Here is a 22,679-nt window from a genome sequence, read left to right as displayed (position 1 = left end):
GCCCCACAGCGCGGAAACCCAAGCTCCATCCACCACCACGAAGGAATCCATTGAGACGCGCAAAGATCGTTTCGACGCTCGGACCGGCAACGTCGGACTACGAGACCGTCAAGGAGATCATCGAGGCGGGCGTCGACGTCGCCCGCCTCAACCTCAGCCACGGTGACTACAGCGTCCACGAGGCCAACTACGTCAACGTCCGTCGTGCCGCCGAAGAACTCGGCAAGCCCGTCGCGATCCTCGTGGACCTGCAGGGTCCGAAGATCCGTCTGGCACGCTTCGCCGACGGTCCGCACGACCTGGCGGTCGGTGACATCTTCACCATCACGACCGAGGACGTCCCCGGCTCGAAGGAGATCTGCGGCACGACGTTCAAGGGCCTGCCGCAGGACGTCAAGCCCGGTGACCCGCTGCTCATCGACGACGGCCGTGTCCGCCTCCGTGTCCTCGACACCGACGGCGTGCGGGTCCGCACCGAGGTCGTCGTCCCGGGCACGGTGTCCAACAACAAGGGCATCAACCTGCCCGGTGTCGCCGTCAACGTCCCCGCGCTGAGCGAGAAGGACGAGGCCGACCTGCGCTGGGCCATCCGCCAGGGCGCCGACCTCATCGCGCTGTCGTTCGTGCGCAACGCGAGCGACGTCGTGCGTGCCCACGAGATCATGGACGAAGAGGGCAAGCGCCTTCCGGTCATCGCCAAGGTCGAGAAGCCCCAGGCCGTCGACGCCCTCGAGGAGATCATCGACGCCTTCGACAGCATCATGGTCGCCCGCGGTGACCTCGGCGTCGAGCTCCCGCTCGAGGCCGTCCCGATCGTGCAGAAGCGCGCCGTCGAGCTGTCCCGCCGCATGGCGAAGCCGGTCATCGTGGCGACGCAGATGCTCGAGTCGATGATCTCGTCGCCGATCCCCACCCGCGCCGAGACGTCCGACGTCGCCAACGCCGTCCTCGACGGTGCCGACGCGGTCATGCTGTCCGGTGAGACGAGCGTCGGTGAGTACCCGGTGCAGACCGTCCGCACCATGGCACGCATCGTCGAGTCGACCGAGGACCACGGCCTCGAGCGCATCGCCCCGCTCGGCACCAAGCCGCGCACCCTCGGCGGAGCGATCACCCTCGCCGCCGTCGAGATCGCCGAGTTCACCGAGGCGTCGTACCTCTGCGTCTTCACCGAGTCCGGCGACTCGGCCCGCCGCATGTCGCGCCTGCGCCACGGTCTGCCGATCATCGCCTTCACTCCGAACGAGGCCACGCGCCGCCGGATGGCCCTCACGTGGGGTGTCCGTTCGTTCCTGGTGGAGCGGAAGACCCACACCGACGAGCTCTTCTCGCAGGTGGACGACGTCCTCCTCGAGAACGGCCTGGCCGCCCCCGGCGACCGCGTCATCGTGACGGCCGGTTCCCCTCCCGGCATCGAGGGCTCGACGAACGACCTGCGCGTGCACCGGGTGGGCGACGCCCACGCCGAGGCCGCGCCGGCGTACGTCCGGGACTGATCCCGAGGATCCGTCGCCACCAGGGCGCGGACTGGAGGCCCGGTGCGAGCAGCGCCGACCGCTTCCGGTCCGCGCCCTGCCGCGTCTCCACGGCCCCGGTGGTGAGCGGACGTCGGCCGCAGGCGGCAGGATGGTCGCTGTGAGCCTCCGATCCGACACCCCGGCGCCGCGCGCCGACGTCCGCCGCTGGCGTCGCTACCTGGCCGACGAACGTGCCGAGGCGGCCGTGTACCGCAACCTCGCCGCCCGCCGTTCCGGCGAGGAGCGCGAGATCCTCGCCGCGCTGGCCGAGGCCGAGGGACGGCACGCCGACCACTGGCTCGACCTGCTCGGCGACGACGTCGGACGGCCGCGGCGGGGGAGCCTGCGCACCCGGGTGCTCGCCGTGCTGGCCAAGCGGTTCGGGTCGGTCTTCGTCCTCGCGCTCATGCAGCGCGCCGAGGACCGCTCGCCGTACGCCGACGACTCGGACGCGACCGCGCGGATGGCCGCCGACGAGCGGATCCACGGCGAGGTCGTGCGCGGGCTCGCGAACCGCGGCCGGATGCGGCTGTCCGGCACGTTCCGGGCGGCGGTGTTCGGCGCGAACGACGGCCTGGTGTCCAACCTGGCGCTCATCATCGGCATCAGCGCCTCCGGTGCCGACCGGCACTTCGTGCTGCTGAGCGGCATCGCCGGCCTGCTGGCCGGCGCCTTGTCGATGGGGGCGGGGGAGTACGTCTCCGTCCGGTCGCAGCGCGAGCTGCTCGAGGCGTCGGCGCCGCACCCCGAGGCAGGCAGGGCGGTGTCGGACCTCGACGTCGACGCGAACGAGCTCGCCCTGGTCTACCGGGCGCGCGGGATGTCCGAGGCCGAGGCGACCGAGCACGCCGCGCAGGTGCTGTCCGGCATCGGAGAGCGGCGGCCGGCGACCGGTTCGACCGCGGTCACGGACGACCACGAGGCGGTCGGCACCGGGCTGAGCGCCGCGGTGTCGAGCTTCTGCTTCTTCGCCTCGGGCGCGATCATCCCGGTGCTGCCGTTCCTGTTCGGCATGCAGGGGTGGCCGGCGATCGCGGTGGCCGGCGGGCTAGTGGGCATCGCCCTGCTCGGCACCGGTGCCGTCGTCGGCGTGCTGAGCGGAGCGTCTCCCGGCAAGCGCGCCTTCCGGCAGCTCGCCATCGGGTTCGGTGCGGCGATCGTCACCTACGCACTCGGGCTGCTGTTCGGCACCGGGTCGGCCTAGCGGCGGACGGCGGCGCGTGGCGGCTACCGGCGGACGGCGGCGCGCGGCGGCAGGAGCAGCAGGGCAGCGGCCCCGACGACGATGAGCGCGATGCCGGCGAAGACCATGAAGACGGTCAGCGCGAGTCCGGGCGCGACGAGCACGACGATGCCCCCGATGATCGACAGCACACCGCTGACGACGGTCGGGACGCGAGACGATCCCGGGTGGCCGACGAAGCCGCCGACGATCGCGGCGACCCCCTCGATCAGGAACCCGACCCCGGCGAGCACGGCGTAGACGACGAGCGGGATCGCCGGGTCGAGCAGCGTCACGAGCCCCGCGACCGCGACCAGGCCGCCGACGATGCCGGACGTCCACCGCCACACCGGCCGAGTGCCGTGGCCCCGCACCGCGGCGAAGACGCGCAGTGCCCCGGCCACGACGAGGTACACGCCGAACAGCAGCGCCACGAGCACGAGCGACGGGCGGGGCCAGACGATGGCCACGATGCCCAGTGCGATGGCGACGACGGCGGTGACGACGACGAACACCCGGAACGTCCTGACGGCACGAGAATCCACGAGCGCTCCTCCCTGATCGCCAGCGCTGGTGTCCAGCACGCTACCCGTCGGAGCCCCGGACCGTGCAACGACCTGCAACCCCCGCGGTCGTACCGTGCGGAGCAGGCGCGCGACCCGTGCGCCCCGACAGCGTCGTCGAAAGGGCACCACCATGACCATCGCACCCTCGCCCACCAGCTACGCCGCACCCGGCGAGCCAGGCTCCCTGGTCGAGTACCGATCCCGGTACGACCACTTCATCGGCGGCGAGTACGTGCCGTCCGCCAGTGGGCAGTACTTCGAGAACCCGACGCCCGTCACGGGCAAGGTGTTCACCGAGGTCGCCCGCGGCGACTCGACGGACGTCGACCGCGCCGTCGCCGCCGGATGGAAGGCGTTCCCGGCCTGGGGCCGGACGAGCGCGGCCGAGCGCGCCGTCATCCTCAACAAGATCGCGGACCGCATGGAGGAGCACCTCGAGATGCTCGCCGTCGCCGAGACGTGGGAGAACGGCAAGCCGATCCGCGAGACCCTCGGCGCGGACATCCCGCTCGCGATCGACCACTTCCGGTACTTCGCCGGGGCGATCCGTGCGCAGGAGGGCTCCGCCGGCGAGATCGACCACGACACCGTGGCCTACCACTTCCACGAACCGCTCGGCGTCGTGGGGCAGATCATCCCGTGGAACTTCCCGATCCTGATGGCGGTGTGGAAGCTCGCACCGGCCCTCGCCGCCGGCAACTGCGTCGTGCTGAAGCCCGCCGAGCAGACCCCGGCGTCCATCCACGTGCTCGTCGAGCTCATCCGCGACCTGCTGCCCGCCGGGGTGCTCAACGTCGTCAACGGCTTCGGCATCGAGGTCGGCGCACCGCTCGCGCAGCACCCGGACATCCGGAAGATCGCCTTCACCGGGGAGACCACCACCGGCCGCCTGATCATGCAGTACGCCTCGCAGAGCCTCATCCCGGTGACGCTCGAGCTCGGCGGCAAGAGCCCGAACGTGTTCTTCCCCGACGTGGCGGCCGAGAAGGACTCCTTCTACGACAAGGCGCTCGAGGGCTTCACGTTCTTCAACCTGAACCAGGGCGAGGTCTGCACGTGTCCGTCCCGGGCACTCGTGGCGAAGGAGATCTACGACGGGTTCGTCGCCGACGGCCTGGAACGCGTCCGTGCCGTCAAGCAGGGACACCCGCTCGACCTGTCGACGATGATCGGCGCCCAGGCGTCGAACGACCAGCTCGAGAAGATCCTGAGCTACATCGACATCGGCAAGCAGGAGGGTGCGACGCTCCTGACCGGTGGTGAACGCGCCGACCTGGGCGGCGAACTCTCGGGCGGCTACTACGTCACCCCGACCGTGTTCGAGGGCGACAACTCGATGCGGATCTTCCAGGAGGAGATCTTCGGGCCAGTGCTCGCCCTGACGTCCTTCAGCGGCTACGACGACGCGATCGCCACGGCCAACGACACCCTGTACGGGCTCGGCGCCGGGGTGTGGAGCCGTGACGTCACGACCCTGTACCGCGCCGGACGTGACATCCAGGCCGGGCGGGTGTGGTCGAACACCTACCACCAGTACCCGGCGGGTGCGGCCTTCGGCGGCTACAAGCAGTCCGGCATCGGGCGCGAGAACCACAAGATGATGCTCGACCACTACCAGCAGACGAAGAACCTGCTCGTCTCCTACGCCGACGGACCGATGGGCTTCTTCTGATGCCCGACACCGCACGCGTCGCGGTGACGCCGGCGGCGGGGGAGCTCCTCGGCACCCTCACCGCCCGGCACGGCCCGCTGATGTTCCACCAGTCCGGCGGCTGCTGTGACGGCTCGAGCCCGATGTGCTACCCCGTCGGCATGTTCCGGACCGGCCCGGGGGACGTCCTGCTCGGCGCGTTGCAGGTCGACGGGCTGGACCCGGTCGAGGTCTACATGTCGGTGTCGCAGTTCGAGTACTGGAAGTACACGCACCTGACGATCGACGTCGTCGACGGTCGGGGCGGCGGGTTCTCGGTCGAAAGTCCTGATGGGAAGCGCTTCCTGACGCGCTCACGCATGCTCACGGAGCCCGAACTGGAAGCCCTAGGGCTCACGCCTCAGCGGCGATAGTCCGCAGATCGTCCGCAGAATGCTCGGTCGACCCGATCAGGTCCGCAGCCGCGGACCTGGTTCGGTCGGCCGCGTCAGGGAACAAATGGGCGTAGATGCTGAGAGTGATCGTCGGAGACGCATGCCCCATCGCTCGTGCGACAGAAACCGCATCGAGTCCAGCGCGGATGAGGCCTGACGCGTAGAAGTGCCGGTAGTCGTGCGGGGTGAGGCCAACCACTCCTGCTGCCGCACAGGCCTTGTTGAACCACGCTCGAAGCGCAGCGGGCGAGGGCGGACCGCCCGGCAGGAACCAACCACCCTCGTAGACGCCGTGCTCGCTCAGGTGCACGCCGAGCCGGTTCATGAGCGCATCGGGGGCCGGGATGCTTCGCTCACTCCCATGCTTGGGCGCGCAGATCTCGCGACGGCCGGTTCGATTTTGAATCTGTCGCGCAACGTGGACAGTCCTGCGCATGAAGTCGACGTCGCCCACCTGAACCGCGGAAGCTTCACCGATGCGCATGCCGGCGAAGGCCATCAGGTCGAGAAGTGGCAGCAAGAAAGGCTCCGCGAGCTCTCGAATTGCACCTACCTCTGCCGGTGTTGGGATCCGCATCGTGTGCTCGAGCTTGCGGACTGCGGGCAGCCGGAGTCCGAGAGTCGGGTCTTTGCCGAGGTAGCCGTCGAGAATCGCGCCGCGCAGCGCGCCGCGGACGTACTTCACTCGGGTGCGAACAGTTGAGGCTGCGAGCTCCTGTTCGAGCGTCTTGATCCATGACTCCGCATGCGAGCGCTTCAGCTTCCCAAACGGAACGTCTCGGAACGTGCACGACGCGACCGCACGGTCCGCAGCCCTGACGGTGCCTTCAGTCCAAACCTGGCGACCTGACCACTCCGCATAGAACGAAGCGAGAGTGGATCGCGATGCTTTGGGGTCGACGTACGAGCCGGTTCGCACAGAGGTAGTGACCTCATCGAGCCAGTCCTGCGCATGGCGCTTCCGGGGGAAGTGCCTTGCGTGCTCCTTGCCCTCGTCGTCTCGGTAGCGAGCTCTCCAAGAGCCGTTTGTGCGCTGCTTGATGCTTGCCATCAGACGCGCTCTGGGAGCTGTCCGCCGGCCTCAAGTGCTGCCAGCATCTCGTTTGACTCATTGAGGATGCGCGCCGCTTCCTCGAGCAGCTCGTCAGGTTGACCTGCCTGAGTGCGATCGAGTTCGCTCTGCAGCGCTCCTCGTGCCCGGACGAGGAAGGTCGACTCTCGTCGGACGCCGAACAGCGCCTTCTTGCATGACTCGAGGATGCTCGAGAGCTGAGTTGTCTCTTCCCTAGCAATCAGAGCCTTGAACGATGGGATCCGCAGCAGGTCCAACAGCACAACCACTTCGTCGGCCCGCAACGGTCGCTCACCCTTCTCGACGGCTGCGACGGTCAAATGAGTCCAGCGGGGCCCGTACTCACGCACCTTATTGGCCAGTTCGCGCTGCGACATGTCCCCTCGGTAGTGCGCAAGGTTCCTGCCGATGCGGGCGTTGAGAGTAGTGGGCATGCTGGAATGGTATCGAAACGACACCACGATTGGTAGTGATTGGTTGCAGGGCGACGGGGTTTGGTGCAGAATGGGAACCAGCGGTGGTCACCCGAGAGCACCGCGACAAGGAAGGGCAACGATGACCACCTTCACTCCAACTCCGCAGCCACGGATCCGGAAGCTTCTCAAGCTCGCCGAAACGGCAGAGTTGCTTCGGAAGACGCCGGACCAACTGCGCTGGATGATCAAGACGAAGGCTGCACCGCGTCACGCAAAGGTCGGCGGTCGAATCATGTTCGACGCTGATGAAGTAGCCGCCTGGCTGGACGCCCAGTTCACGGAAGCGTCCTGAACCTGCCAGACCGCGCGATCGACGAAAGCCTCGCGCCCCCCGCCTACGGCGACCCGACTGGCGAACAAGCCGTCAGGAACATCCTGACGGGCGCCGATTGGTCGCCGCACGCCGACTGGAAGTTGGTCGGCCCGTGGCGTGACGACAAGCAGCCCATCACGGTGCTGCTTGACTCGCGTCTCGCCCTAGAGCTCCTGAAGTTCCTCGGACGCCAAGCCGAGATGAAGGAGACCAGACGGGGACGGAACGTCCGTGCTCGTCTCAAGAAGAAGGCCCCAGGTGCGCCAACACCAGGGGCCAAGTCCAACCAGTAACCATCACGAAACCGAAGGACAAAAGACATTGTCTCTCAACAACATGATCATCGCACGCCCCACTGACATCCACGCAAGCGCCCCTTCGGGGGACGCTGTAGCTGCGCGGGTCGGCACCGCGAAGCTCGAACTGAAGGGCTGGCACCACAAGCAGTGGAAGCAGCCTGACCCCAACGGTCTCTACAGGGTCATCAGCACGCACCGCCGGTACGAGGGCAACCGCGAAGAGATCAGCGCGATGCCCGACGCAACGACATGGGGTCACCTGACGCCGGTCGAGTACCAGCTGCACACGACTCCGGGGTACCAGTGGGGTGACTACCCGGAAGATGAGGTGACCAGCCGCCCGAACGAGTTCGTCATGACGTACGTCGGCTTGTACAAGCTCGTCGGCTACTCCTTGGACCCGGGGGAAGGGATCATCACCGGGAAGTTCGAGCGAGTCGAGGGGGATGCCTGATGGACGACGTGATCAAGCTCGTCGACGTCGAGACGACTTTGACTGGGCGCGCCGAAGTGATCATCGACGCTCAGCCGAGCCAGTTCAGCGACGGCTACTCGCTCATCCTGACGCCCTCCGAAGCGCTGCGATTGGCGCATGCCATCGTCGCTCGTGTCTCCGATGTGCGGACGCAGCCTCTCGCCGTCCCCATGGTGGTCCCGACCCTGCAGGTGGCCGCCTGATGCCGGCTGGCAAGACGACGGTCGACGGATTCGCGGTGCTCGCCATCAACGGCGTTGTGGGGTTGCGTGCCGAACGTCCCCTGACGGAGCTAGCTGGGGACCAGGCACGACGCCTCGCTATCTGCCTGCTCGAAGCTGCGCAAGACGCCGAACGTCCGGAGCCGCCTGAGTGGCCGTAAGCCAGTCCGGCACCAGGAAGCCCCCAGATCCTCGACAGAACGAGGACGAGGGGGCTTTCTCGTACCCGGACACCATCGAGCTCTCTCCGGCCGCAGAGCGGTACATGCACCAGCTGGCGATCGACCTCACAGCTGGCGTCGTCGAGCTCAGGCAGCTGCCGCCCTCGCTTCGGCAGTTCTACGTCTTCGCGTTCGAGCAGGGGAGCGCGTCACGGCAACCCGAAGTCGACCAGGTGAACCACGACGCAGACCGGCTGTACGCCGAAGTGTCCCGACGCCAGCCGTCGCGTGACCACGAGACCACAAACGCCTTCCTCGAGGCGCAGAAGCATCGCGGCGCTGAAGCCGCAGCCAAACGAGCGGCCGCAATCCGCGCCCAGATCTACTCCGGACAGGAGACCCAATGACCCGACCCCCAACTACCTTCGATGCCCGCTGGCTGATGGCGCAGGACTTCCCGCCCACTCAGTACGTCGTCCCCGGCATCATCCCCGAAGGCATGACCCTGCTCGTCGCAGCGCCGAAGATCGGCAAGAGCTGGCTAGTGCTCGGGCTGGCGCTCTCGCTCCACGTTGGCGAGAAAGCACTGGGCGGTGTACCTACGGGCGCGCCCCGACCCGTCTTGTACCTCGCACTCGAAGACGGTCCCCGCCGCCTGCAGCAGCGCATTCGCACGCTGGACCCTGAGGTGGTCACCCCGCGGCTCGAGTTCGTCACGGCGCTCGAAGGCGGTCAGGTGATCCCTGCCATCAAGGAGTTCATCTCCCGGAACATCGACCAGAACCCCGTCGTCATCCTCGACACCCTCGGGAAGGTACTTCCGAGTACCGCAGCAACGAAGTCGCAGTACGCCGCAGACTACGAGTTCCTTGGCGCGCTCAAGGCCACCACAGACGCGGAACCGGGCTCGTCCCTCATCATCGTCCACCACACCCGAAAGAGCGGCGGAGAGGACTTCCTGGACGCCGTGAGCGGCACCCAGGGCATCGCAGGAGCTGCCGACACTGTGCTGGTGCTGCGCCGTGAGCGACAAGAGCAGAGCGCGACACTGCACGTCACCTCGCGCGATGCGAAAGAGGGCGAGTACGCACTGCTGCTGTCCGACTCGGGAGCCTGGGCACTCAACGGCGGAGGGCTGGAAGCTGCCCGCGCTGCTGCTGACGCAATCAAGGTGTCCGCAGGAGTGGGGGATCGGATGGCCGACATCATCGGCGTCGTCTACCAGGCCGATGCTCCCGTCTCCCGTCAGGAGATTCAGCACCTGCTGCCGACGATCCCGGTGACGCAGCTCGACGTCTACCTCAAGCGCGCGGTCGACGCGAAGCGCATCTTGAAGCCAGCACGGGGCCTGTATGGCCCTGCTGTTAGTTCCGTTAGATCTGTTAGTTCCGAAGACGGTTATAACACTCCTAACGCTTCTAACACCCCCTACGAGAGCGACATGTTCGAGGGCGTGGCATGAACCCGATCACCGTCGCCTGCCCCGACTGCTCTGCCACTGCAGTCATCGACATCTCCGGCCCCGGCATCACCCATGCCGTCCTCGAGCACGACGAGACGTGCCCGCGACTCAACCACCCAGCCTTCGGGCTGCACTACGACCGTTAGGACAAACGATGACCAACGACAGCAAGAGTTGGGTTGACACCTACCTCAGCGAACTTGAAGCGGCGGGCAACCGGGCACTCGCCGGTCAGCTCTACGAAGACGAGGACGGCAGCCCCAGCAGCGTCGCCGGCATGGGATCCATCGGCCTCGCAGCGTTCACGCTCGCCACCGAGCTCGCCGCTACGTCGGACAACCCACCCGAGCTCAGCGCCATCGTCTCCAAGCACAAATGGCACGTGGACCACACACTCGGTTCCGACGCTTGGCCCGACGTCCTCTTCGGAGTCACCCTGCACCTCACCGTCCTGTACCTCGAGCCCGCGTACAAGATCACCGACGCGAGCGACTTCGACATGCGGTCCGCCGCTCGTGCGTGGTGGGGCATGCTCAAGGGAGCTTCGGAAGACGCCGACCGTGACGCGTGAACTGGAGATAGCGGCGACCCCACCAGGTCTGCTGAAGGCGCTGGCGAAGCGCAAACCCTTCCGCTCGGGCCTGCGCTTCTGGGTCGTTATTCGCAGCCAACTCATCGTTGTCCTGCTGGACAAGAGCGAAGAGGAAGACAGCGGTCACTGCCAGGTCGAGGATAAAAGCGATCCAGGCCACGCCTTCCCACGGGGCGACCAGCTCTCCGTAATAAACCCCGTTCACCGCAACAACGAGTCCGGCGAAAGAGCAGACGAGCGATCCTGCAGGAAGCAGCAAGAAGCCCCTGCGGCGTCGAAAGTTGGCGCGAAGAGAGCGGCCCTCAAGCGGGACCACCAAAAGCAGGACAGAGAACACCCCAACGAGGGCGGCGGAAGTATCAGGATTCACGTTAACCGTTATCGGCCAGAGCTCGTCGACAGTAAGGCGGACTCATGATCCGCCAGGCGCGGGAGATGGTGCACGGCGTGGACGGAGCTGTAGTGCTCGTGACTGGGCGGGCTGCCGCTTGGTTGCTTCGATACGCGGAACTAGATCGTTACCACGCAAATCACCGCGGCGAAAATCCAGAAATCGATCAGACGTTGATTGCGCTGAAGGTCGCAGCACTGTCTTGGCGCGAGTCCGCCACCGGAACTAAGAATGCGACGGATGCGGAACTGCCTCCACAATTGGAATGGCTCAGCACGAAGCAGGCAGCTGATGCCCTCGCGATAACAGACCGAGCGATCCGTAAGGCCATCCGCGAGAACCGCCTACAAGCGAATACCGTCGGTCACGCGTACCGAATCAACCGAGAACAACTCGCGCACTTCAAAGCACGAAAGGGAACACCATGAGCCTTGACGCACTCGACGCCCAGCTCGACGACCTGCGCGAGCAGGCATCACGCCTCCAGAAGTACACGCAGCAGCAGAAGAAGGACATTGCCGCGAACGTCACTCTGTCCGAGGAAGGCAAGCGGCACCAGACGGAAGAGGTTGTGGCCGGCGCTCGCAGCCGTGCGAACGCCCTCCGCGACAAGGAGGTTCAGCTGGTGAAGAACCACCTCCGCAGCCTCGAGACGCAGCTCGACGCCAAGATTGGCTCCGGCCCAACCGACCTGATCGCCTTCCGAGACGCACAGGAGCGAGCCGACCGACTGGACGACGCCGACGATGCTGCACGGCTCATGGGCCTCGCCATTCGGAGCAACGACCGAACCCTCGCCCACGCACTCTTCCGCAAGTCCATCGACAAGGGGTGGAACGGCGTGGCCCAGCAGTTCACCGCCGAGCACCCTGACGCTGCGACGACCGCGAAGGAGATCCAGATCCTCGCGCAGCATCTCAACGAGTCGTTCAGCCGCACGATGGCGTACATGGTCTGAACTCCGCCGAAGATGCCCTCAGTGCTCCCAACGCGACTCCCACAGTGAGCGCTGAGGGTGGGCGGAGGCCCCCTCAGCGCCGCCAGGAATCCCTCCGGGGCTAGGTGACTTCTGTCCGTGGCAGTTTTTCCACGATGCCCGAGCCGCGCCAGCGTTTCGCACTCTTACATGCAGACCATCGGCTCGAGCATCGACGGGGTGGCTCCTTCATTCTTCCCGGTATAGCGCCATAATTGATGACAGATGCGCTTCGCCAGTGGGTGTAAGCCTCCAGTACGCATCATGGTCATTTATCGGCCGTTCTCGAACACCAAGTTCGATATAGCCGAGAGCTCGAAACTGCCGGACTATTTGCTGCCAGCTCTCCTGGGTGAGCGTGACCTCCTCATGGGCGTCCCAGTCAATCTCACCGAATCGAATGCAAATGGCCCAACGCAATGTCGAGTCTGAGGCTTCTGTAAGCAGGCGATCACCGACAGCGATGAGGATGTCATCCCAGGTAGCGTCCCGCTCGAATATATCCCCGGGCTCGTTCGAACCGAACCGTGAAAGCATCTTGATGGAGTACGTGTCGCTGCCTTGCTTGAGAGTGCGCCCGTCACCCGCCACGGGTATCAACATTCCCTCGCGTTTCGCGGCACGGAGGTTGCGCAATTCGGTTTCGATCTCGGGGGTTAGTGCATGCCCGCCCCTTACCCAGCCAGGTTGGGGGTTGGTTTGAAACTCCTGGGTAAGTGACCGGGATACCACTGCTCCAAGTTGATCGGCATTTGTCCACTTCTTGATGTGCTTGCCTTGCACCTTCTCACGAAATACCTGTAGGCGTTCGCGAGCTTCTTGGTCCAGTTCCGTCTTGCCTGCTGGAATGTCGTCAGGGTTGCCGTGAATGAAACCGAGAACCGGAATGCCTATGGATTTCGCCAGGTCGTACTCCTTTTCCGTGTAGCTGATTCCTTCCTCTGTCGTCGAACCGTATCGACCTCCGACTATCACTATGTAATAGTCGCAGGTGCGAAGTATGCGCTCGATGATGTCCCACTGTTGGGCGTCGGAGGATGGAAAAAGCTCCATGCCCGCCGGCATGCAGTTGAGTTCCAGCAATGCCTGCATCACCTCCCGTCGTTCTTCGATGAGGTCGGTGAACGTGGAGCTCACGAAGACTCGATATAGGCGATCCATGGGTTGATCCTGTCGCTTCCGCGGCCACTCGGCAAGGCCCACGCCGCACGACTTTGGATGGTTCCGAGCTTGCCCCATCTCAACAACACGTTCCGCTGGGAACGCTGGAGAGAGTTGCTTGTGGCGTCGGCGCGGCGGCTAGGCCGCTTGTGCTCGCAGCTCATGCTCGGATTTCACCTGGGGGTCGGGGCAGGCCCTGGGTGCAGTTCGGGGAATAACTGAATATTGCGTCGCAAGTGGCTCCCGCGAAGTTTAGAGATGATCTTTTTGTCCTCTTCCAAGGTAGAATTGACCTGTAAGTAAGCCCGCCGGAAACCACCCGGGCGTGAACGAGATGAGAAGTCTCGGCGCGCTCGGGTCTCCGGCGGGTTTCTTTTGTGCGCCTTGATTCTCCGGTTGGAGATGAAGGAATGGTCGAAAGGAACACGAGCGTAACGCTGACCGCTCAGGTTGCCGGCTACGTGCAGGGGTTCGCACAAGCGGAAGCTGCGAACCGCAAGGTCTCGAAGTCCGCTGAGGACGCCAAGCAGCGCTTTGAGCAGCAGAACCAGGCGATGGAGCAGGTTGGCCGGGGTCTGACGGCCTTCAGCGCCGTTGCACTTGCTGCGGTGGGTATTGCGGTGGCGAAGTACACCGAGTTCGACAAGCAGATGTCTGCGGTGCAGGCGGCGACGCATGAGACCGCCGCGAACATGAACCTGCTGCGTGATGCGGCGATTGATGCTGGGGGCGCGACTGCGTTCTCTGCTCAGGAGGCTGCTCGTGGCATCGAAGAGCTCGCGAAGGCGGGTATCCAAACTAAGGACGTTTTGAACGGCGGCCTGAAGGGCTCGCTGGATCTCGCTGCGGCGGGGTCGCTCGATGTTGGTGAAGCGGCGGAGACCGCTGCAACCGCGATGACGCAGTTCGGCAAGTCCGGTTCGGAAGTTCCCCACATCGCCGACCTTCTTGCGGCTGGTGCAGGCAAGGCGCAGGGCACCGTACATGATCTCGGTGAGGCGCTGAACCAGGCTGGTCTGGTTGCGAACCAGACGGGTCTTTCGATCGAGGAAACCACTGGCGGGCTGGCGGCATTCGCTAAGGCTGGCCTGACTGGTTCCGACGCCGGCACGTCGTTCAAGTCGATGCTGCAGGCGTTGACTCCGAACTCGAAGCAGGCCGCTGATGTGATGGATCAGCTTGGCATCAGCGCGTACGACTCGCAGGGCAACTTCATTGGTCTTGCGCAGTACGCGGGGGTTCTGCAGGACGCGCTGAAGGGCATGTCTGTTGAGCAGCAGAACGCTGCCCTTAAGACGATCTTCGGCGCGGATGCTGTGCGTGCTGCGTCGGTCCTGTTCGAGCAGGGACAGTCGGGTGTGCAGGGGTGGATCGACAAGGTCAACGACTCCGGGTACGCCGCTGAGACTGCTGCGATCATGCAGGACAACCTGGCTGGCGACCTCGAGAAGCTGGGCGGCGCATTCGATACTGCCGCCATCAAGGCTGGTGCGGCTGCTGATGGCACGCTGCGCCCTCTGGTGCAGCTGGTCACAAGCATGGTGGATGCGTTCTCGGACGCTCCGCCGATCGTTCAGTCCACGGCGCTGACTCTGACGGCGATCGCGGGCGCTGCTGCGCTTGCTGCGGGCGGCTTCCTGCTGGTGGTCCCGAAGATCGCTGAATTCAAGCTGGCGCTCGACACGCTGCAGGGGTCATCGATCCCTGCAGTGTCGAAGGGTGTCGAGTCGGTCCGTGGGGCTGTCACGCGTTCGGGTGCTGCCATGAAGGCAGTGGCGACGTTCCTGACCGGTCCGTGGGGTGTTGCTCTGGCCGCAGCGACGGTAGGCGTGGACCTGCTGAGCAAGTACATCGAGTCGCTGCAGGCCAGCTCGGATGAGCTCACCAACAGCCTCGTCACGGCCAAGGACGCGTCGGATGTCTTTGAGACGGCAGCTCAGGGCAAGGGCTTCAAGTACTGGACGGCTGATGTTGCCGGGCAGCTGAAGGACCTGCCGGCGGTGCTCGACAACATCGAGGAACGCAACAAGAACGTCATGGCCCGCTTCAGCTCCGACTACTTCGGAGCCACGGACGCCATCAAGGATGTCGGTGAGCAGCTTGGTGTGCTGGCGGCCACGGACCTCCCGACTGCCCAGCATGCGTTTTCGCTGCTTGCCGCGGAGACCGACGGATCCAAGGGCCAGCTCGAGACCCTGCTGAACGCGATGCCTGCCTACAAGAAGGCGCTGACCGAGCAGGCGACCGCTTTGGGTGAGTCGGACAGCATGCACAACCTGCTCAAGCTGGCCCAGGAAGACTCCGCGACGGTCGCCAAGGAAACCGGCGATGCGTACCTGGAAGAGCAGGACAAGGTTGAGCAGCTCACCGATCAGCTGAACAAGCTGCTCGAGTCATTCAATGACGTCAATGGCGCGAACCAGGACGCGGTGTCGTCGAACGCCGACTACCAGGCTGGCCTAGCCGGTATTTCCGAAGAGGTTGAGCGACAGAAGGAAGCGTACGAAGAGTCGCACAAGACTCTCGACGGCTTCAAGTTGTCGCTGGATCAGAGCACGGAGTCGGGCTCCGCGAACGCGTCCATGCTGTCTGATGTGGCCGGTAAGGCGCAGGAGGCGGCTAAGGCGCAGTTCCAGGTGGATTCGTCCACGATGTCGTCGAAGGATGCTGCGGACAAGTACATTGCGACGCTGCGTGATCAGCGTGCGAAGTTCATCGAGTCGGCTACTGCGGCGGGGTTCAACAAGGCTGAGGTGAAGAAGCTCGCCGATCAGGTGTTCGCTTTGCCGTCGTCGAAGGACATCAAGATCTTGGCGGAAACGTCGGATGCGCAGAACAAGATCAACAACCTGATCACGTTGAACAATGGGCGCGTGGTTCGCATCTCGGTGCAGGCCACGAACGACAGCCCGGCGTCGTCGTGGACTGGTGGTGTGACGAAGGCTGACGGCGGCCTGGTCGATTACTACGCCGATGGTGGCATGCGTGAAGACCACCTTGCGGAGATTGCGCCTGCGGGTGCATGGCGGGTGTGGGCTGAACCGGAGACAGGCGGTGAGGCATACATCCCGCTAGCGCCGTCAAAGCGTGCCAGGTCGTTGGCGGTGTGGGAAGAGACGGGTAAGCGGCTGCAGGCGTTCGCGTCGGGTGGGTTCAACATCCCGACCACGCAGCCAGCCGCTCCGTACTTCTCGATGCCGGTGCAGGCAGCTGGTTATGACGGGCCGCAGTCAGTCGCGTTCTCGTTCCCGTCGTCCGGGAACCAGCAGAAAGACATGGCCGAAGCGATGTTCCTGCTGCGTACGAAGATTCGAGGGGGTCGCTGATCATATGATAAGCCGCGCTGGCCCGGTTGAGACTGAGCCAGCGCGGCTTATATCGCCTTTCTCCTTCCGAGATACGGCGCAACAGTGGCCGGGTCGTAGTCCCAGTAAGGATCCCACTGAAAGTAGTCGACCCAATCAGGATCCTTGTCGCGGACAATGTCGGCGGGAGTAGCAAACGTGCTTTCAGCACGGATTGGAAGCATGCTGCAGTAGTAGCGCTTTTTCCGGCTATACCAAGTTAACCGGAAGGCAAAACCCTCACTGGAGATTTCGAACGAATTCGATCCGCCCCTCCGCATGGCTTGCCGTTGCCATCTGTACTCCGGGGTGGGATTCTCTAGCCCGAACGTTTGCAGGTCATTTAGTGTGACGAGGCTTGGGCTTGCGGGTCCCGCTCCCCAGGGAGTCGCTTGAACGCGCTCGGCGCTTGGGCCGACCAAGCGTTGGAGTGTCCAGATGTCGTCGTGGAGGTGCGTTAGCTTCCAGGCGGGGGCTCGACGCTTGTTGTACGCCCAACGAGACACGCCCCATACAAGAAGGGATGTGATTAAATTGGTTCCAAACCCGAGGGCCGCGCCGAGCCAGATGTCGGTGCTCAAGCCATTGTCCCTTGGTAGATCGCGCTGGCTAAAGGTACGGTGACCATGCGGAGAGCTTTGCGTCAAGCTGTTGGTAAAGTGCGAATCGATTGCCAAGGGCGGCGGTGCATGCCTTGTCGTCCTCGTCGGTGCCGTTCCAGCCATCGTCTCCGCATAAGACCGAGAGGTCGTCCGCAGCAATTCCCTCTAGAATGCTTCCGGTTTCTGAAACGAGGGATGACATTGCCTCGGGGATTTTGAGTTCGTTGAGGCTCCGAGCTGCGAGCCCCGCAGTTATGCCCATTGTCTTTTCACTAGTTTCGCACACGTATGAGCGGGCGACGTCAGACCCCATCACAAATTCAAGTCGGCATCCAGAAGCATTGTCGATGACATCTCGCCAGTCCGGCGCGTACTCCGCGACGACCGAGGCCACCTCGTTCTCCGAGGCGGCTGTTGCTGTCGGAGTTGCCGTCCGAGTTGGCTCATCGTGTCCTTGCGAGGCGCAACCAGTGATGAGTGTTCCGAGCGCGGCGATGAGGATGACTACCGTGAGTGCTTTCACAGAAGAAGCATAGGACGGCTCACGTTCGCCGTCGCCGCCCCTCTTCGGGAGGCGTCGCCCACCTGGCGCGACCGTTCGGGGTGGTGCGCCCGCTCGACCAACCCGGAAAAAGAGCGGCATGGGTCTTCTCACGATCGTTCTGTTCATCACCGGCATCTTCGTCGCCTACTGGGTGGTGCACGCCTTAGTCTTGGCTGCGCTCAACGACCACTACAAGACGCGTGCGCACTTCGAAGAAACAGGGGAGTGGAAGCCGGGGCACTGGAACCAAGACCGTCCCGAAGCGCGCTAGTTAGCAGGAGCGGCGTCGCTCGCGCGTGTATCGACTATCCGAGCCGACTCGAGCAGTTCAACCTTGCCGGACGGATGAATTCGCCATCGGTCCATATAGACGTCGGTCAAGTCGATGACCAGGTTCGCTTCCACCGGCTCAACCAGGCTCTCCGGGACGATGTGCGTCTGATTCGTGCGCTGTTGCCCGTGAGGCCCGACGCTGCTCAATGGCCAGGTGAAGGTCTCGCCGCCGGCGGTGCTGGTGACGGTGATATCGCGGATCGCCGCGTCGGAGTCGTTCCTGATGTCGACCGCAACGTGGCTGTGCTGACCGTCAAAGTTTATCGCAGCAGCAACCGTCACGGCGGTGGCTTGACGGGACGCGCGCTGTTCTATGGCCTTGAGTCGCGCGGCCGATTCTCTAGCCCGCTCCCGCGCCTCGGATTGCCGAGCCGCCGTTTGAGCGGCCATCGAGTCGCGAGAGGCCTGACGAGACTGCCGGATAGTCAGCGCGAGTGCGGCGAGTGTGGCCAGACCGATGAGGGCGTTGATGATGACGTTCGCCCAGTCCGAAGCTGCGTCAGGGGCGAACGGGCTTCCCGCGAGAGTGTGCACCGACCAGTTCTACCGATTTCGGACGGCGTCGCGCCAGACCCAGGCGCAATCTGCTGCCTGTGCAAATCCCCACTCGACGAGCACTGCCCGCTCGGTATGAGCGATGGCACGGGCTTCAACCTCAAGGATGCGATCCGGGAACTGCAACCATGCGAACACAGGGTCGGGCGGTGAAACGTCGTAGTCAGGGCCTCCCCGCGCGATCTCTGGAAGCGTGTACGCCGGCCCGAGTGACCACCTATCGCGCCGTCTATGGGCCATCACCGCGCCCGCAGATCGAGTGCGCGCCGCGTCACCCTGTCGCGCGACACCAGCACCTGCTGCAGCCGGCCCTGCCAGGCGGTCTGCACGAGCACCGCGCTATCTGACTCCGCAGCAGCGAAGCACTTGAGGTGCAGCATCCCTACGTTCACGAACTCGATGTCAGCCCAGACGGGAGCGACCGGATCCAGTGTCCGCAGCTGACCAGCGGTCCCTGCGTCGAGCGTGACGGGCTGGTGCAGCGTGACGTCGGGATGCTCCGGGGGAGCCCACTTGTGCTCGGGCATGGTGTCAATCCTGCGGGCGTCCACCGACAGGCACGTTTGGATGGGGCTTCGGCGGCCGTGCATCTGTCAGGGGAACGTGTTAACGTGTGATCAAGCACAAGCCCGAGCGCTTGATGCCTGCCAGGGAAAGCCCGCGGTGCTGCCACCGCACTCCTTAAGTGGATCGGCCCCTGGAGGCTTCAAGAGTTCGGGCGTTTTGCGTTGCAGTGTGAGCAAGGCCACCACGGGAGAGACGTGGCGATGTCGTTCCGAGGCATCGACATGAACCCAAGCGGCGCGGGACATCCGCCAGGCCCAAGTCTCACCTGGTGCCACACCCGCAGGATGTACCCAGGTTCGACGTTACCGAACTCATCAGGCCATACTGCCGATCGCAAGAACCCTCCGTAAAGATCGGCGGCCTGACTCTCGAGGTATCGGTCGGCAGATACCCAGCGCAGGCCACGCTCCATGCCAAAGGGAACCTTCGGCTCGAACTGCAGCTGGTACCGGAAGTACGCATCAGTGGTTGTGTGGTCGTGCCCACGGACGTGGCCGAACCGTGTCTGGATGCCTTCCGTGACGCCCTTCCAGTTCCGCGCGGCCCACAGAATGTTCTTGTACATCTTAAGGGCTACGTAGTTGTAGAACAGCTCTCGATGTTGCGTGTACTCGCCTTCGACCTGGTCCTTTTGGCAGTAGACGTAGATCAGCTTGACATCGCGAATCGCTCCGAGAACCTGGGCGGCGTGGGTGCGACGAGAGTGCGTCTTGAGGTGATCCTTCCAAGACATGACTTTGCCATCGGGTACACCAAACTCGCGCCGCAACTGCTCGACTGCCGACCGCACCGCGAGTGCCGATTCATCCGTCAGCAAGATGGCCGCCATCCCGAAGACGGGGCTAGAGCCGGGCTTGGACAGGAGGCCTCTGTCCCCGGTCTCATCGATGTACGCGTGCAGCACGTGACCCATCTTCGCGCATCTCTTGAGTTAACTCGCAGACACCGACCGGACATCGAGGGAAGGCGGCAGGTGCGCCCCTGCGGGCCGTACGGAGCCAAGCACCTTGCTTCTTATGCTGTGCTCATGAAAGTAGGCGAGCAATGGGCGTACAGGACATCCAAGAACTCCGCGACATTTCATGAAGCCTTGGTGCTCGCGGTCGGAGACAAGCGCCCGCCGCGGGTTCGCGTCGAGCTCGTCGCGAACGAGTGGCAGGGCGAGCGCCGCTGGGTTTCGCCTGCTCGGCTCGAGGTGCGGTGGGAGGACCGGCGCGCCTACATCGAACTTGATCAGAAGCGGCGAGCTGTAGCCGCGTTTGATCCGTCGGTGGAGCAATGGCGGACCGCGGAGCTAGTGCTGTGGAAGTCGGTCCCGTTTGAGCTCGCGGAGTTCAATCGCGACAGTGCCGGATCCATCACTGTCCACGATGTCCCTGCGCTGGCGCAGTACCTGCGCGTGGACCAACAGGACCTCGAGCCGCCGCCCGCCTATTACGACGGACCCGATCTTCACGCAGCCTGGCCCACAACTGAGCTGATCGGTCGCACTGCCGCCGCGCTGTACCCGGCGGACATCATCGACTACATCGAAGAGCAGGAGCGGACGGCCCAGGAACATGCCCTGCACGGTGACAACTTCACGAGCATCGTTGATGGGCAGGACTACTGCATCGCCCCAGACGAGGCTCGTCGGCGCTTCGTTGAGCGAAGGTTGCCCGAGCTTGACCGCCTCCGTGAATGGATCGGCGTCGAGCGCGCTGCTGAGATTGAAGGACAGCGGATGCTGCTCGATCGCCTCGGCCGGGTCACCGTAGTCGCTGAACGAGCTCTTGAGGACTTGGAGCCGCGGCATAAGACGTTGGTCCTCAAGCTGCGGAAGGAACTCGAAGCTGCGCTGGAGGGGGTGACCGTCCTACCGCCCCGCGGCGATCGCGAGGTGTAAGCGTCAAGGACATGCCCGCGCTCCTGGGCATCGACAGCCGAATGCCTTCGGGTTCCTACGGTTGCCCCATGGACGAACAAGCGCTGAAGGTCACGGAACTCGCTGCATGGCTGCAGATCTCCGAGTGGAAGGCGCGGGAACTGGGGAAGGATCCCCTGTTCCCGTCCTTCCGCAACGGCAACCAGCACCGCTTCTGGCCCTCCGAGGTCAAAGCCTGGACTCAGCAGCCACGGGATCCGTGGAAGCAGTCGGCCCGTTCCCTGGGCCGCAAGCGCAACCGAGACGGTGAAGGCCCGTCTCAGCTCAGGCAGATGCGTTCCTAGTCCGCAGCGAGTCCGCAAGAGGCGCACAAGCGGACTTCTCCGCACAACGCACCACTACCACCGGATCCGCATCAGGCCGGGCTTCACAACCACAGGCACCACCGGGCAACAAGGTCCGTCGAGTACTGGAAGTACACGCACCTGACGATCGACGTCGTCGACGGTCGCGGCGGCGGTTTCTCGGTCGAGGTCCCGGAGGGCAAACGGTTCCTCACCCGGTCGCGGATCTTCGACGAGGCCGAGCTCGCCGATCTCGGCCTGGTCCCGCGGGTGGCCCGGACGTAGGCTGACCGCACGCGTCGCGACGGAGCGGCGGGTGGGGTCGATCGGAGGACGCATGCGCGCACCCGGTCGGCTCCGCCCGCTCGTCGCCGCGTCGTGGCAGCGGTCCGCCCGGGTCGACCCCGACGCCACCCCGGTCCTCACCCTCGACTACGACGAACTCGATGCCGTACGGCACGACGGCCCCCTCGCCACCCTGCTGCCGGTGGTCCGCCGGCTGCTGCTCGACGACTCCCGCTCGGCCGGGTGCGTCGTCGCCGTCGCGGACGCCGCGGGTCGTCTCGTCTGGGTCGACGGCGCCCGCTCCACGCGTCGCGCCGCCGAGGACATGGGCTTCGTCCCCGGAGCCGACTGGTCGGAGGACCGCGTCGGCACCAGCGCGCCCGGCACGGCACTGCGCCTGGACCGTCCGGTGCAGATCCGGTCCGACGAGCACTACGCGAATGCCGTCAAGCCGTTCTCGTGCACGGCCGTCCCGGTGCACGACGCGAGCGGCGCCACGGTCGGGGTGCTCGACCTGACGGGTGACGACCGCGCCGTCGAGCGGCACACGCTGTCGCTGCTCGCCGCCACGGTCGCCGCCGCCGAGGCCCAGCTCGCCCTGGCCGCGGTCCGCCCACGCGCGCGGACGCCCCGCGGGCCGTCGGCCGAGCTGACCGTGCTCGGGACCGACACCGCCGTGCTCCGGATCGCCGACCGACGGGTCGAGCTGTCCGCCCGGCACTCGGAACTGCTCGTCGTGCTCGCCGCGCACCCCGACGGCCTCGCGGCGACCGACCTCGCCGCCTCGGTCTACGGAGACCCGCGCTCGGTCGTCACCCTGCGCGCCGAGGTCGTCCGGCTCCGGCGGGTCCTCGCGCAGCACGCGCCGGACGTGACCGTGACGTCGCGGCCGTACCGGGTGACCGGGGTCCGGACCGACGTCGACGGCGTGCTGTCCGCGCTCGAACGCGGGGCGCGCCTCCAGGCCGTCGACCGGTACGCCGGACCGGTCCTGCCGGGCTCCGCCGCACCCGGCGTCGACGCGGTCCGTGACCTGGTGCGGCTGCGGTTCCGCGAGTCGGTCGTCGCCGACGGCGGCGTCGACGCCCTGCTCGCGTGGGCGCGCACCCCGGACGGTGCGACCGACGCGCTCGTGCTCCGCGCGCTGCTCGCGGTGCTGCCACGGCGGTCGCCGCGACGGGCCGGTCTCGTGGCGGCGATCGAGGCGCTCGAGGGCTCCTGAGACGGTCGACGACGGGCCGGGAGGCGCGGG

General features: G+C 65.2%; 27 protein-coding genes and 1 pseudogene. 20 read left to right on the top strand and 8 right to left on the bottom strand.

From position 1 onward, the window contains the following. Positions 1–50: 50 nt before the first annotated feature. Both pyk and ABRP24_RS09745 read left to right on the top strand, forming a co-directional pair. Entirely contained in the window at positions 51–1,496 is a 1,446-nt protein-coding gene (pyk, locus tag ABRP24_RS09750) for a pyruvate kinase (protein ID WP_017887208.1), read from the top strand. A 130-nt stretch (positions 1,497–1,626) separates the two neighbouring features. After that, a complete protein-coding gene (locus ABRP24_RS09745; RefSeq protein WP_027465716.1) occupies positions 1,627–2,721 on the top strand; it encodes a VIT1/CCC1 transporter family protein in 1,095 nt (364 codons plus the stop codon). A 23-nt stretch (positions 2,722–2,744) separates the two neighbouring features. Here ABRP24_RS09745 and ABRP24_RS09740 read toward each other — a convergent pair whose 3' ends face one another. Next, the gene (locus tag ABRP24_RS09740; RefSeq protein ID WP_173033968.1) at positions 2,745–3,284 is read right to left on the bottom strand and encodes an HdeD family acid-resistance protein; all 540 of its coding nucleotides are present in this window, start codon (positions 3,282–3,284) and stop codon (positions 2,745–2,747) included. Positions 3,285–3,435: 151 nt separating this feature from the next. Between ABRP24_RS09740 and ABRP24_RS09735 the strand changes: the two genes are divergently transcribed. Then, positions 3,436–4,977 (top strand): aldehyde dehydrogenase family protein, encoded by a 1,542-nt coding sequence (locus ABRP24_RS09735; protein ID WP_027465714.1) that lies wholly within the window; start codon positions 3,436–3,438, stop codon positions 4,975–4,977. Next, the gene (locus ABRP24_RS09730; RefSeq protein WP_349848614.1) at positions 4,977–5,369 is read left to right on the top strand and encodes a DUF779 domain-containing protein; all 393 of its coding nucleotides are present in this window, start codon (positions 4,977–4,979) and stop codon (positions 5,367–5,369) included. The genes ABRP24_RS09735 and ABRP24_RS09730 overlap by 1 nt, the downstream gene beginning before the upstream one ends. Here ABRP24_RS09730 and ABRP24_RS09725 read toward each other — a convergent pair. Next, entirely contained in the window at positions 5,350–6,441 is a 1,092-nt protein-coding gene (locus ABRP24_RS09725; RefSeq protein ID WP_349848612.1) for a site-specific integrase, read from the bottom strand. The two genes, ABRP24_RS09730 and ABRP24_RS09725, sit on opposite strands and share 20 nt — an antisense overlap. After that, positions 6,441–6,896 carry a hypothetical protein gene (locus ABRP24_RS09720; protein WP_349848610.1) on the bottom strand — a complete coding sequence of 152 codons (456 nt, stop codon included), beginning with the start codon at positions 6,894–6,896 and terminating at the stop codon, positions 6,441–6,443. The genes ABRP24_RS09725 and ABRP24_RS09720 overlap by 1 nt, the downstream gene beginning before the upstream one ends. Before the next feature lie 121 nt (positions 6,897–7,017). On the opposite strand from ABRP24_RS09720, the gene ABRP24_RS09715 reads away from it, so the two are divergent. The 10 genes from ABRP24_RS09715 to ABRP24_RS09670 all read left to right on the top strand — a co-directional run bounded on the left by ABRP24_RS09715 (position 7,018) and on the right by ABRP24_RS09670 (position 11,810). Beyond that, positions 7,018–7,230 carry a helix-turn-helix domain-containing protein gene (locus tag ABRP24_RS09715; protein WP_349848608.1) on the top strand — a complete coding sequence of 71 codons (213 nt, stop codon included), beginning with the start codon at positions 7,018–7,020 and terminating at the stop codon, positions 7,228–7,230. Positions 7,231–7,587: 357 nt separating this feature from the next. Continuing rightward, positions 7,588–8,004 carry a hypothetical protein gene (locus ABRP24_RS09710; RefSeq protein ID WP_349848606.1) on the top strand — a complete coding sequence of 139 codons (417 nt, stop codon included), beginning with the start codon at positions 7,588–7,590 and terminating at the stop codon, positions 8,002–8,004. After that, complete coding sequence (locus ABRP24_RS09705) at positions 8,004–8,228, top strand: hypothetical protein (protein WP_349848604.1); 225 nt, start codon at positions 8,004–8,006, stop codon at positions 8,226–8,228. Before ABRP24_RS09710 ends, ABRP24_RS09705 begins: the two co-directional genes overlap by 1 nt. A 283-nt stretch (positions 8,229–8,511) precedes the next feature. After that, positions 8,512–8,814 (top strand): hypothetical protein, encoded by a 303-nt coding sequence (locus ABRP24_RS09700; protein WP_349848602.1) that lies wholly within the window; start codon positions 8,512–8,514, stop codon positions 8,812–8,814. Further along, entirely contained in the window at positions 8,811–9,869 is a 1,059-nt protein-coding gene (locus tag ABRP24_RS09695; RefSeq protein ID WP_349848600.1) for an AAA family ATPase, read from the top strand. Before ABRP24_RS09700 ends, ABRP24_RS09695 begins: the two co-directional genes overlap by 4 nt. Then, positions 9,866–10,015: a hypothetical protein gene (locus ABRP24_RS09690; RefSeq protein ID WP_349848598.1), complete on the top strand. Its 150-nt coding sequence runs from the start codon at positions 9,866–9,868 to the stop codon at positions 10,013–10,015. The genes ABRP24_RS09695 and ABRP24_RS09690 overlap by 4 nt, the downstream gene beginning before the upstream one ends. A gap of 8 nt (positions 10,016–10,023) precedes the next feature. Continuing rightward, entirely contained in the window at positions 10,024–10,440 is a 417-nt protein-coding gene (locus tag ABRP24_RS09685; RefSeq protein WP_027466085.1) for a hypothetical protein, read from the top strand. Continuing rightward, positions 10,430–10,879: a hypothetical protein gene (locus tag ABRP24_RS09680; protein WP_155896864.1), complete on the top strand. Its 450-nt coding sequence runs from the start codon at positions 10,430–10,432 to the stop codon at positions 10,877–10,879. The genes ABRP24_RS09685 and ABRP24_RS09680 overlap by 11 nt, the downstream gene beginning before the upstream one ends. Continuing rightward, positions 10,876–11,280: an excisionase family DNA-binding protein gene (locus ABRP24_RS09675; RefSeq protein ID WP_081827351.1), complete on the top strand. Its 405-nt coding sequence runs from the start codon at positions 10,876–10,878 to the stop codon at positions 11,278–11,280. Before ABRP24_RS09680 ends, ABRP24_RS09675 begins: the two co-directional genes overlap by 4 nt. Further along, positions 11,277–11,810, top strand: coding sequence for a hypothetical protein (locus tag ABRP24_RS09670; protein WP_027466086.1), 534 nt, complete (start codon positions 11,277–11,279; stop codon positions 11,808–11,810). Before ABRP24_RS09675 ends, ABRP24_RS09670 begins: the two co-directional genes overlap by 4 nt. 207 nt (positions 11,811–12,017) lie before the next feature. Here ABRP24_RS09670 and ABRP24_RS09665 read toward each other — a convergent pair whose 3' ends face one another. Beyond that, positions 12,018–12,965, bottom strand: coding sequence for a DUF4062 domain-containing protein (locus ABRP24_RS09665; protein WP_197019643.1), 948 nt, complete (start codon positions 12,963–12,965; stop codon positions 12,018–12,020). A gap of 434 nt (positions 12,966–13,399) precedes the next feature. On the opposite strand from ABRP24_RS09665, the gene ABRP24_RS09660 reads away from it, so the two are divergent. Further along, positions 13,400–16,315, top strand: a complete 2,916-nt coding sequence (locus ABRP24_RS09660) for a phage tail tape measure protein (RefSeq protein WP_349848595.1) — start codon at positions 13,400–13,402, stop codon at positions 16,313–16,315. 627 nt (positions 16,316–16,942) lie between these two features. Here the strand turns inward: ABRP24_RS09660 and ABRP24_RS09655 are convergent. Continuing rightward, positions 16,943–17,458 (bottom strand): hypothetical protein, encoded by a 516-nt coding sequence (locus ABRP24_RS09655; protein WP_349848593.1) that lies wholly within the window; start codon positions 17,456–17,458, stop codon positions 16,943–16,945. Between the two features lie 118 nt (positions 17,459–17,576). On the opposite strand from ABRP24_RS09655, the gene ABRP24_RS09650 reads away from it, so the two are divergent. Beyond that, positions 17,577–17,750: a hypothetical protein gene (locus ABRP24_RS09650; protein ID WP_349848591.1), complete on the top strand. Its 174-nt coding sequence runs from the start codon at positions 17,577–17,579 to the stop codon at positions 17,748–17,750. On the opposite strand, the gene ABRP24_RS09645 is transcribed toward ABRP24_RS09650, so the two are convergent. From ABRP24_RS09645 to ABRP24_RS09635, 3 genes are all read right to left on the bottom strand, one after another. After that, positions 17,747–18,346: a hypothetical protein gene (locus tag ABRP24_RS09645; RefSeq protein ID WP_349848589.1), complete on the bottom strand. Its 600-nt coding sequence runs from the start codon at positions 18,344–18,346 to the stop codon at positions 17,747–17,749. The two genes, ABRP24_RS09650 and ABRP24_RS09645, sit on opposite strands and share 4 nt — an antisense overlap. Before the next feature lie 260 nt (positions 18,347–18,606). Further along, entirely contained in the window at positions 18,607–18,894 is a 288-nt protein-coding gene (locus tag ABRP24_RS09640; RefSeq protein WP_349848587.1) for a hypothetical protein, read from the bottom strand. A gap of 179 nt (positions 18,895–19,073) precedes the next feature. Continuing rightward, entirely contained in the window at positions 19,074–19,847 is a 774-nt protein-coding gene (locus ABRP24_RS09635) for a DUF3800 domain-containing protein (RefSeq protein WP_017887232.1), read from the bottom strand. Positions 19,848–19,961: 114 nt separating this feature from the next. Here ABRP24_RS09635 and ABRP24_RS09630 point away from each other — a divergent pair, with 114 nt between their 5' ends. From ABRP24_RS09630 to ABRP24_RS09615, 4 genes and pseudogenes are all read left to right on the top strand, one after another. Then, positions 19,962–20,819, top strand: coding sequence for a hypothetical protein (locus ABRP24_RS09630; RefSeq protein WP_349848585.1), 858 nt, complete (start codon positions 19,962–19,964; stop codon positions 20,817–20,819). A gap of 68 nt (positions 20,820–20,887) precedes the next feature. Further along, positions 20,888–21,142 (top strand): hypothetical protein, encoded by a 255-nt coding sequence (locus tag ABRP24_RS09625; protein ID WP_349848583.1) that lies wholly within the window; start codon positions 20,888–20,890, stop codon positions 21,140–21,142. 114 nt (positions 21,143–21,256) lie between these two features. Next, positions 21,257–21,427, top strand: a pseudogene (locus ABRP24_RS09620) (DUF779 domain-containing protein); the annotation flags it as partial. A gap of 52 nt (positions 21,428–21,479) precedes the next feature. After that, positions 21,480–22,649 carry a GAF domain-containing protein gene (locus ABRP24_RS09615; RefSeq protein ID WP_349848581.1) on the top strand — a complete coding sequence of 390 codons (1,170 nt, stop codon included), beginning with the start codon at positions 21,480–21,482 and terminating at the stop codon, positions 22,647–22,649. Positions 22,650–22,679: the final 30 nt, after the last annotated feature.

The sequence above is a fragment of the Curtobacterium sp. WHRI 8282 genome (genome assembly GCF_040223925.2).
Taxonomy (GTDB): domain Bacteria; phylum Actinomycetota; class Actinomycetes; order Actinomycetales; family Microbacteriaceae; genus Curtobacterium; species Curtobacterium flaccumfaciens.
This window is presented reverse-complemented; position numbering and strand designations above follow the sequence as displayed.

Bases quoted from the DNA above. Each gene is read 5' to 3' on its own strand.
- ABRP24_RS09745 (WP_027465716.1), top strand. From the start codon at position 1,627: ATGGTCGCTGTGAGCCTCCGATCCGACACCCCGGCGCCGCGCGCCGAC.
- ABRP24_RS09735 (WP_027465714.1), top strand. From the start codon at position 3,436: ATGACCATCGCACCCTCGCCCACCAGCTACGCCGCACCCGGCGAGCCA.
- ABRP24_RS09730 (WP_349848614.1), top strand. From the start codon at position 4,977: ATGCCCGACACCGCACGCGTCGCGGTGACGCCGGCGGCGGGGGAGCTC.
- ABRP24_RS09725 (WP_349848612.1), bottom strand. From the start codon at position 6,441: ATGGCAAGCATCAAGCAGCGCACAAACGGCTCTTGGAGAGCTCGCTAC.
- ABRP24_RS09720 (WP_349848610.1), bottom strand. From the start codon at position 6,896: ATGCCCACTACTCTCAACGCCCGCATCGGCAGGAACCTTGCGCACTAC.
- ABRP24_RS09715 (WP_349848608.1), top strand. From the start codon at position 7,018: ATGACCACCTTCACTCCAACTCCGCAGCCACGGATCCGGAAGCTTCTC.
- ABRP24_RS09710 (WP_349848606.1), top strand. From the start codon at position 7,588: ATGATCATCGCACGCCCCACTGACATCCACGCAAGCGCCCCTTCGGGG.
- ABRP24_RS09705 (WP_349848604.1), top strand. From the start codon at position 8,004: ATGGACGACGTGATCAAGCTCGTCGACGTCGAGACGACTTTGACTGGG.
- ABRP24_RS09700 (WP_349848602.1), top strand. From the start codon at position 8,512: ATGCACCAGCTGGCGATCGACCTCACAGCTGGCGTCGTCGAGCTCAGG.
- ABRP24_RS09695 (WP_349848600.1), top strand. From the start codon at position 8,811: ATGACCCGACCCCCAACTACCTTCGATGCCCGCTGGCTGATGGCGCAG.
- ABRP24_RS09690 (WP_349848598.1), top strand. From the start codon at position 9,866: ATGAACCCGATCACCGTCGCCTGCCCCGACTGCTCTGCCACTGCAGTC.
- ABRP24_RS09685 (WP_027466085.1), top strand. From the start codon at position 10,024: ATGACCAACGACAGCAAGAGTTGGGTTGACACCTACCTCAGCGAACTT.
- ABRP24_RS09675 (WP_081827351.1), top strand. From the start codon at position 10,876: ATGATCCGCCAGGCGCGGGAGATGGTGCACGGCGTGGACGGAGCTGTA.
- ABRP24_RS09670 (WP_027466086.1), top strand. From the start codon at position 11,277: ATGAGCCTTGACGCACTCGACGCCCAGCTCGACGACCTGCGCGAGCAG.
- ABRP24_RS09660 (WP_349848595.1), top strand. From the start codon at position 13,400: ATGGTCGAAAGGAACACGAGCGTAACGCTGACCGCTCAGGTTGCCGGC.
- ABRP24_RS09650 (WP_349848591.1), top strand. From the start codon at position 17,577: ATGGGTCTTCTCACGATCGTTCTGTTCATCACCGGCATCTTCGTCGCC.
- ABRP24_RS09640 (WP_349848587.1), bottom strand. From the start codon at position 18,894: ATGCCCGAGCACAAGTGGGCTCCCCCGGAGCATCCCGACGTCACGCTG.
- ABRP24_RS09635 (WP_017887232.1), bottom strand. From the start codon at position 19,847: ATGGGTCACGTGCTGCACGCGTACATCGATGAGACCGGGGACAGAGGC.
- ABRP24_RS09630 (WP_349848585.1), top strand. From the start codon at position 19,962: ATGAAAGTAGGCGAGCAATGGGCGTACAGGACATCCAAGAACTCCGCG.
- ABRP24_RS09625 (WP_349848583.1), top strand. From the start codon at position 20,888: ATGGACGAACAAGCGCTGAAGGTCACGGAACTCGCTGCATGGCTGCAG.
- ABRP24_RS09615 (WP_349848581.1), top strand. From the start codon at position 21,480: ATGCGCGCACCCGGTCGGCTCCGCCCGCTCGTCGCCGCGTCGTGGCAG.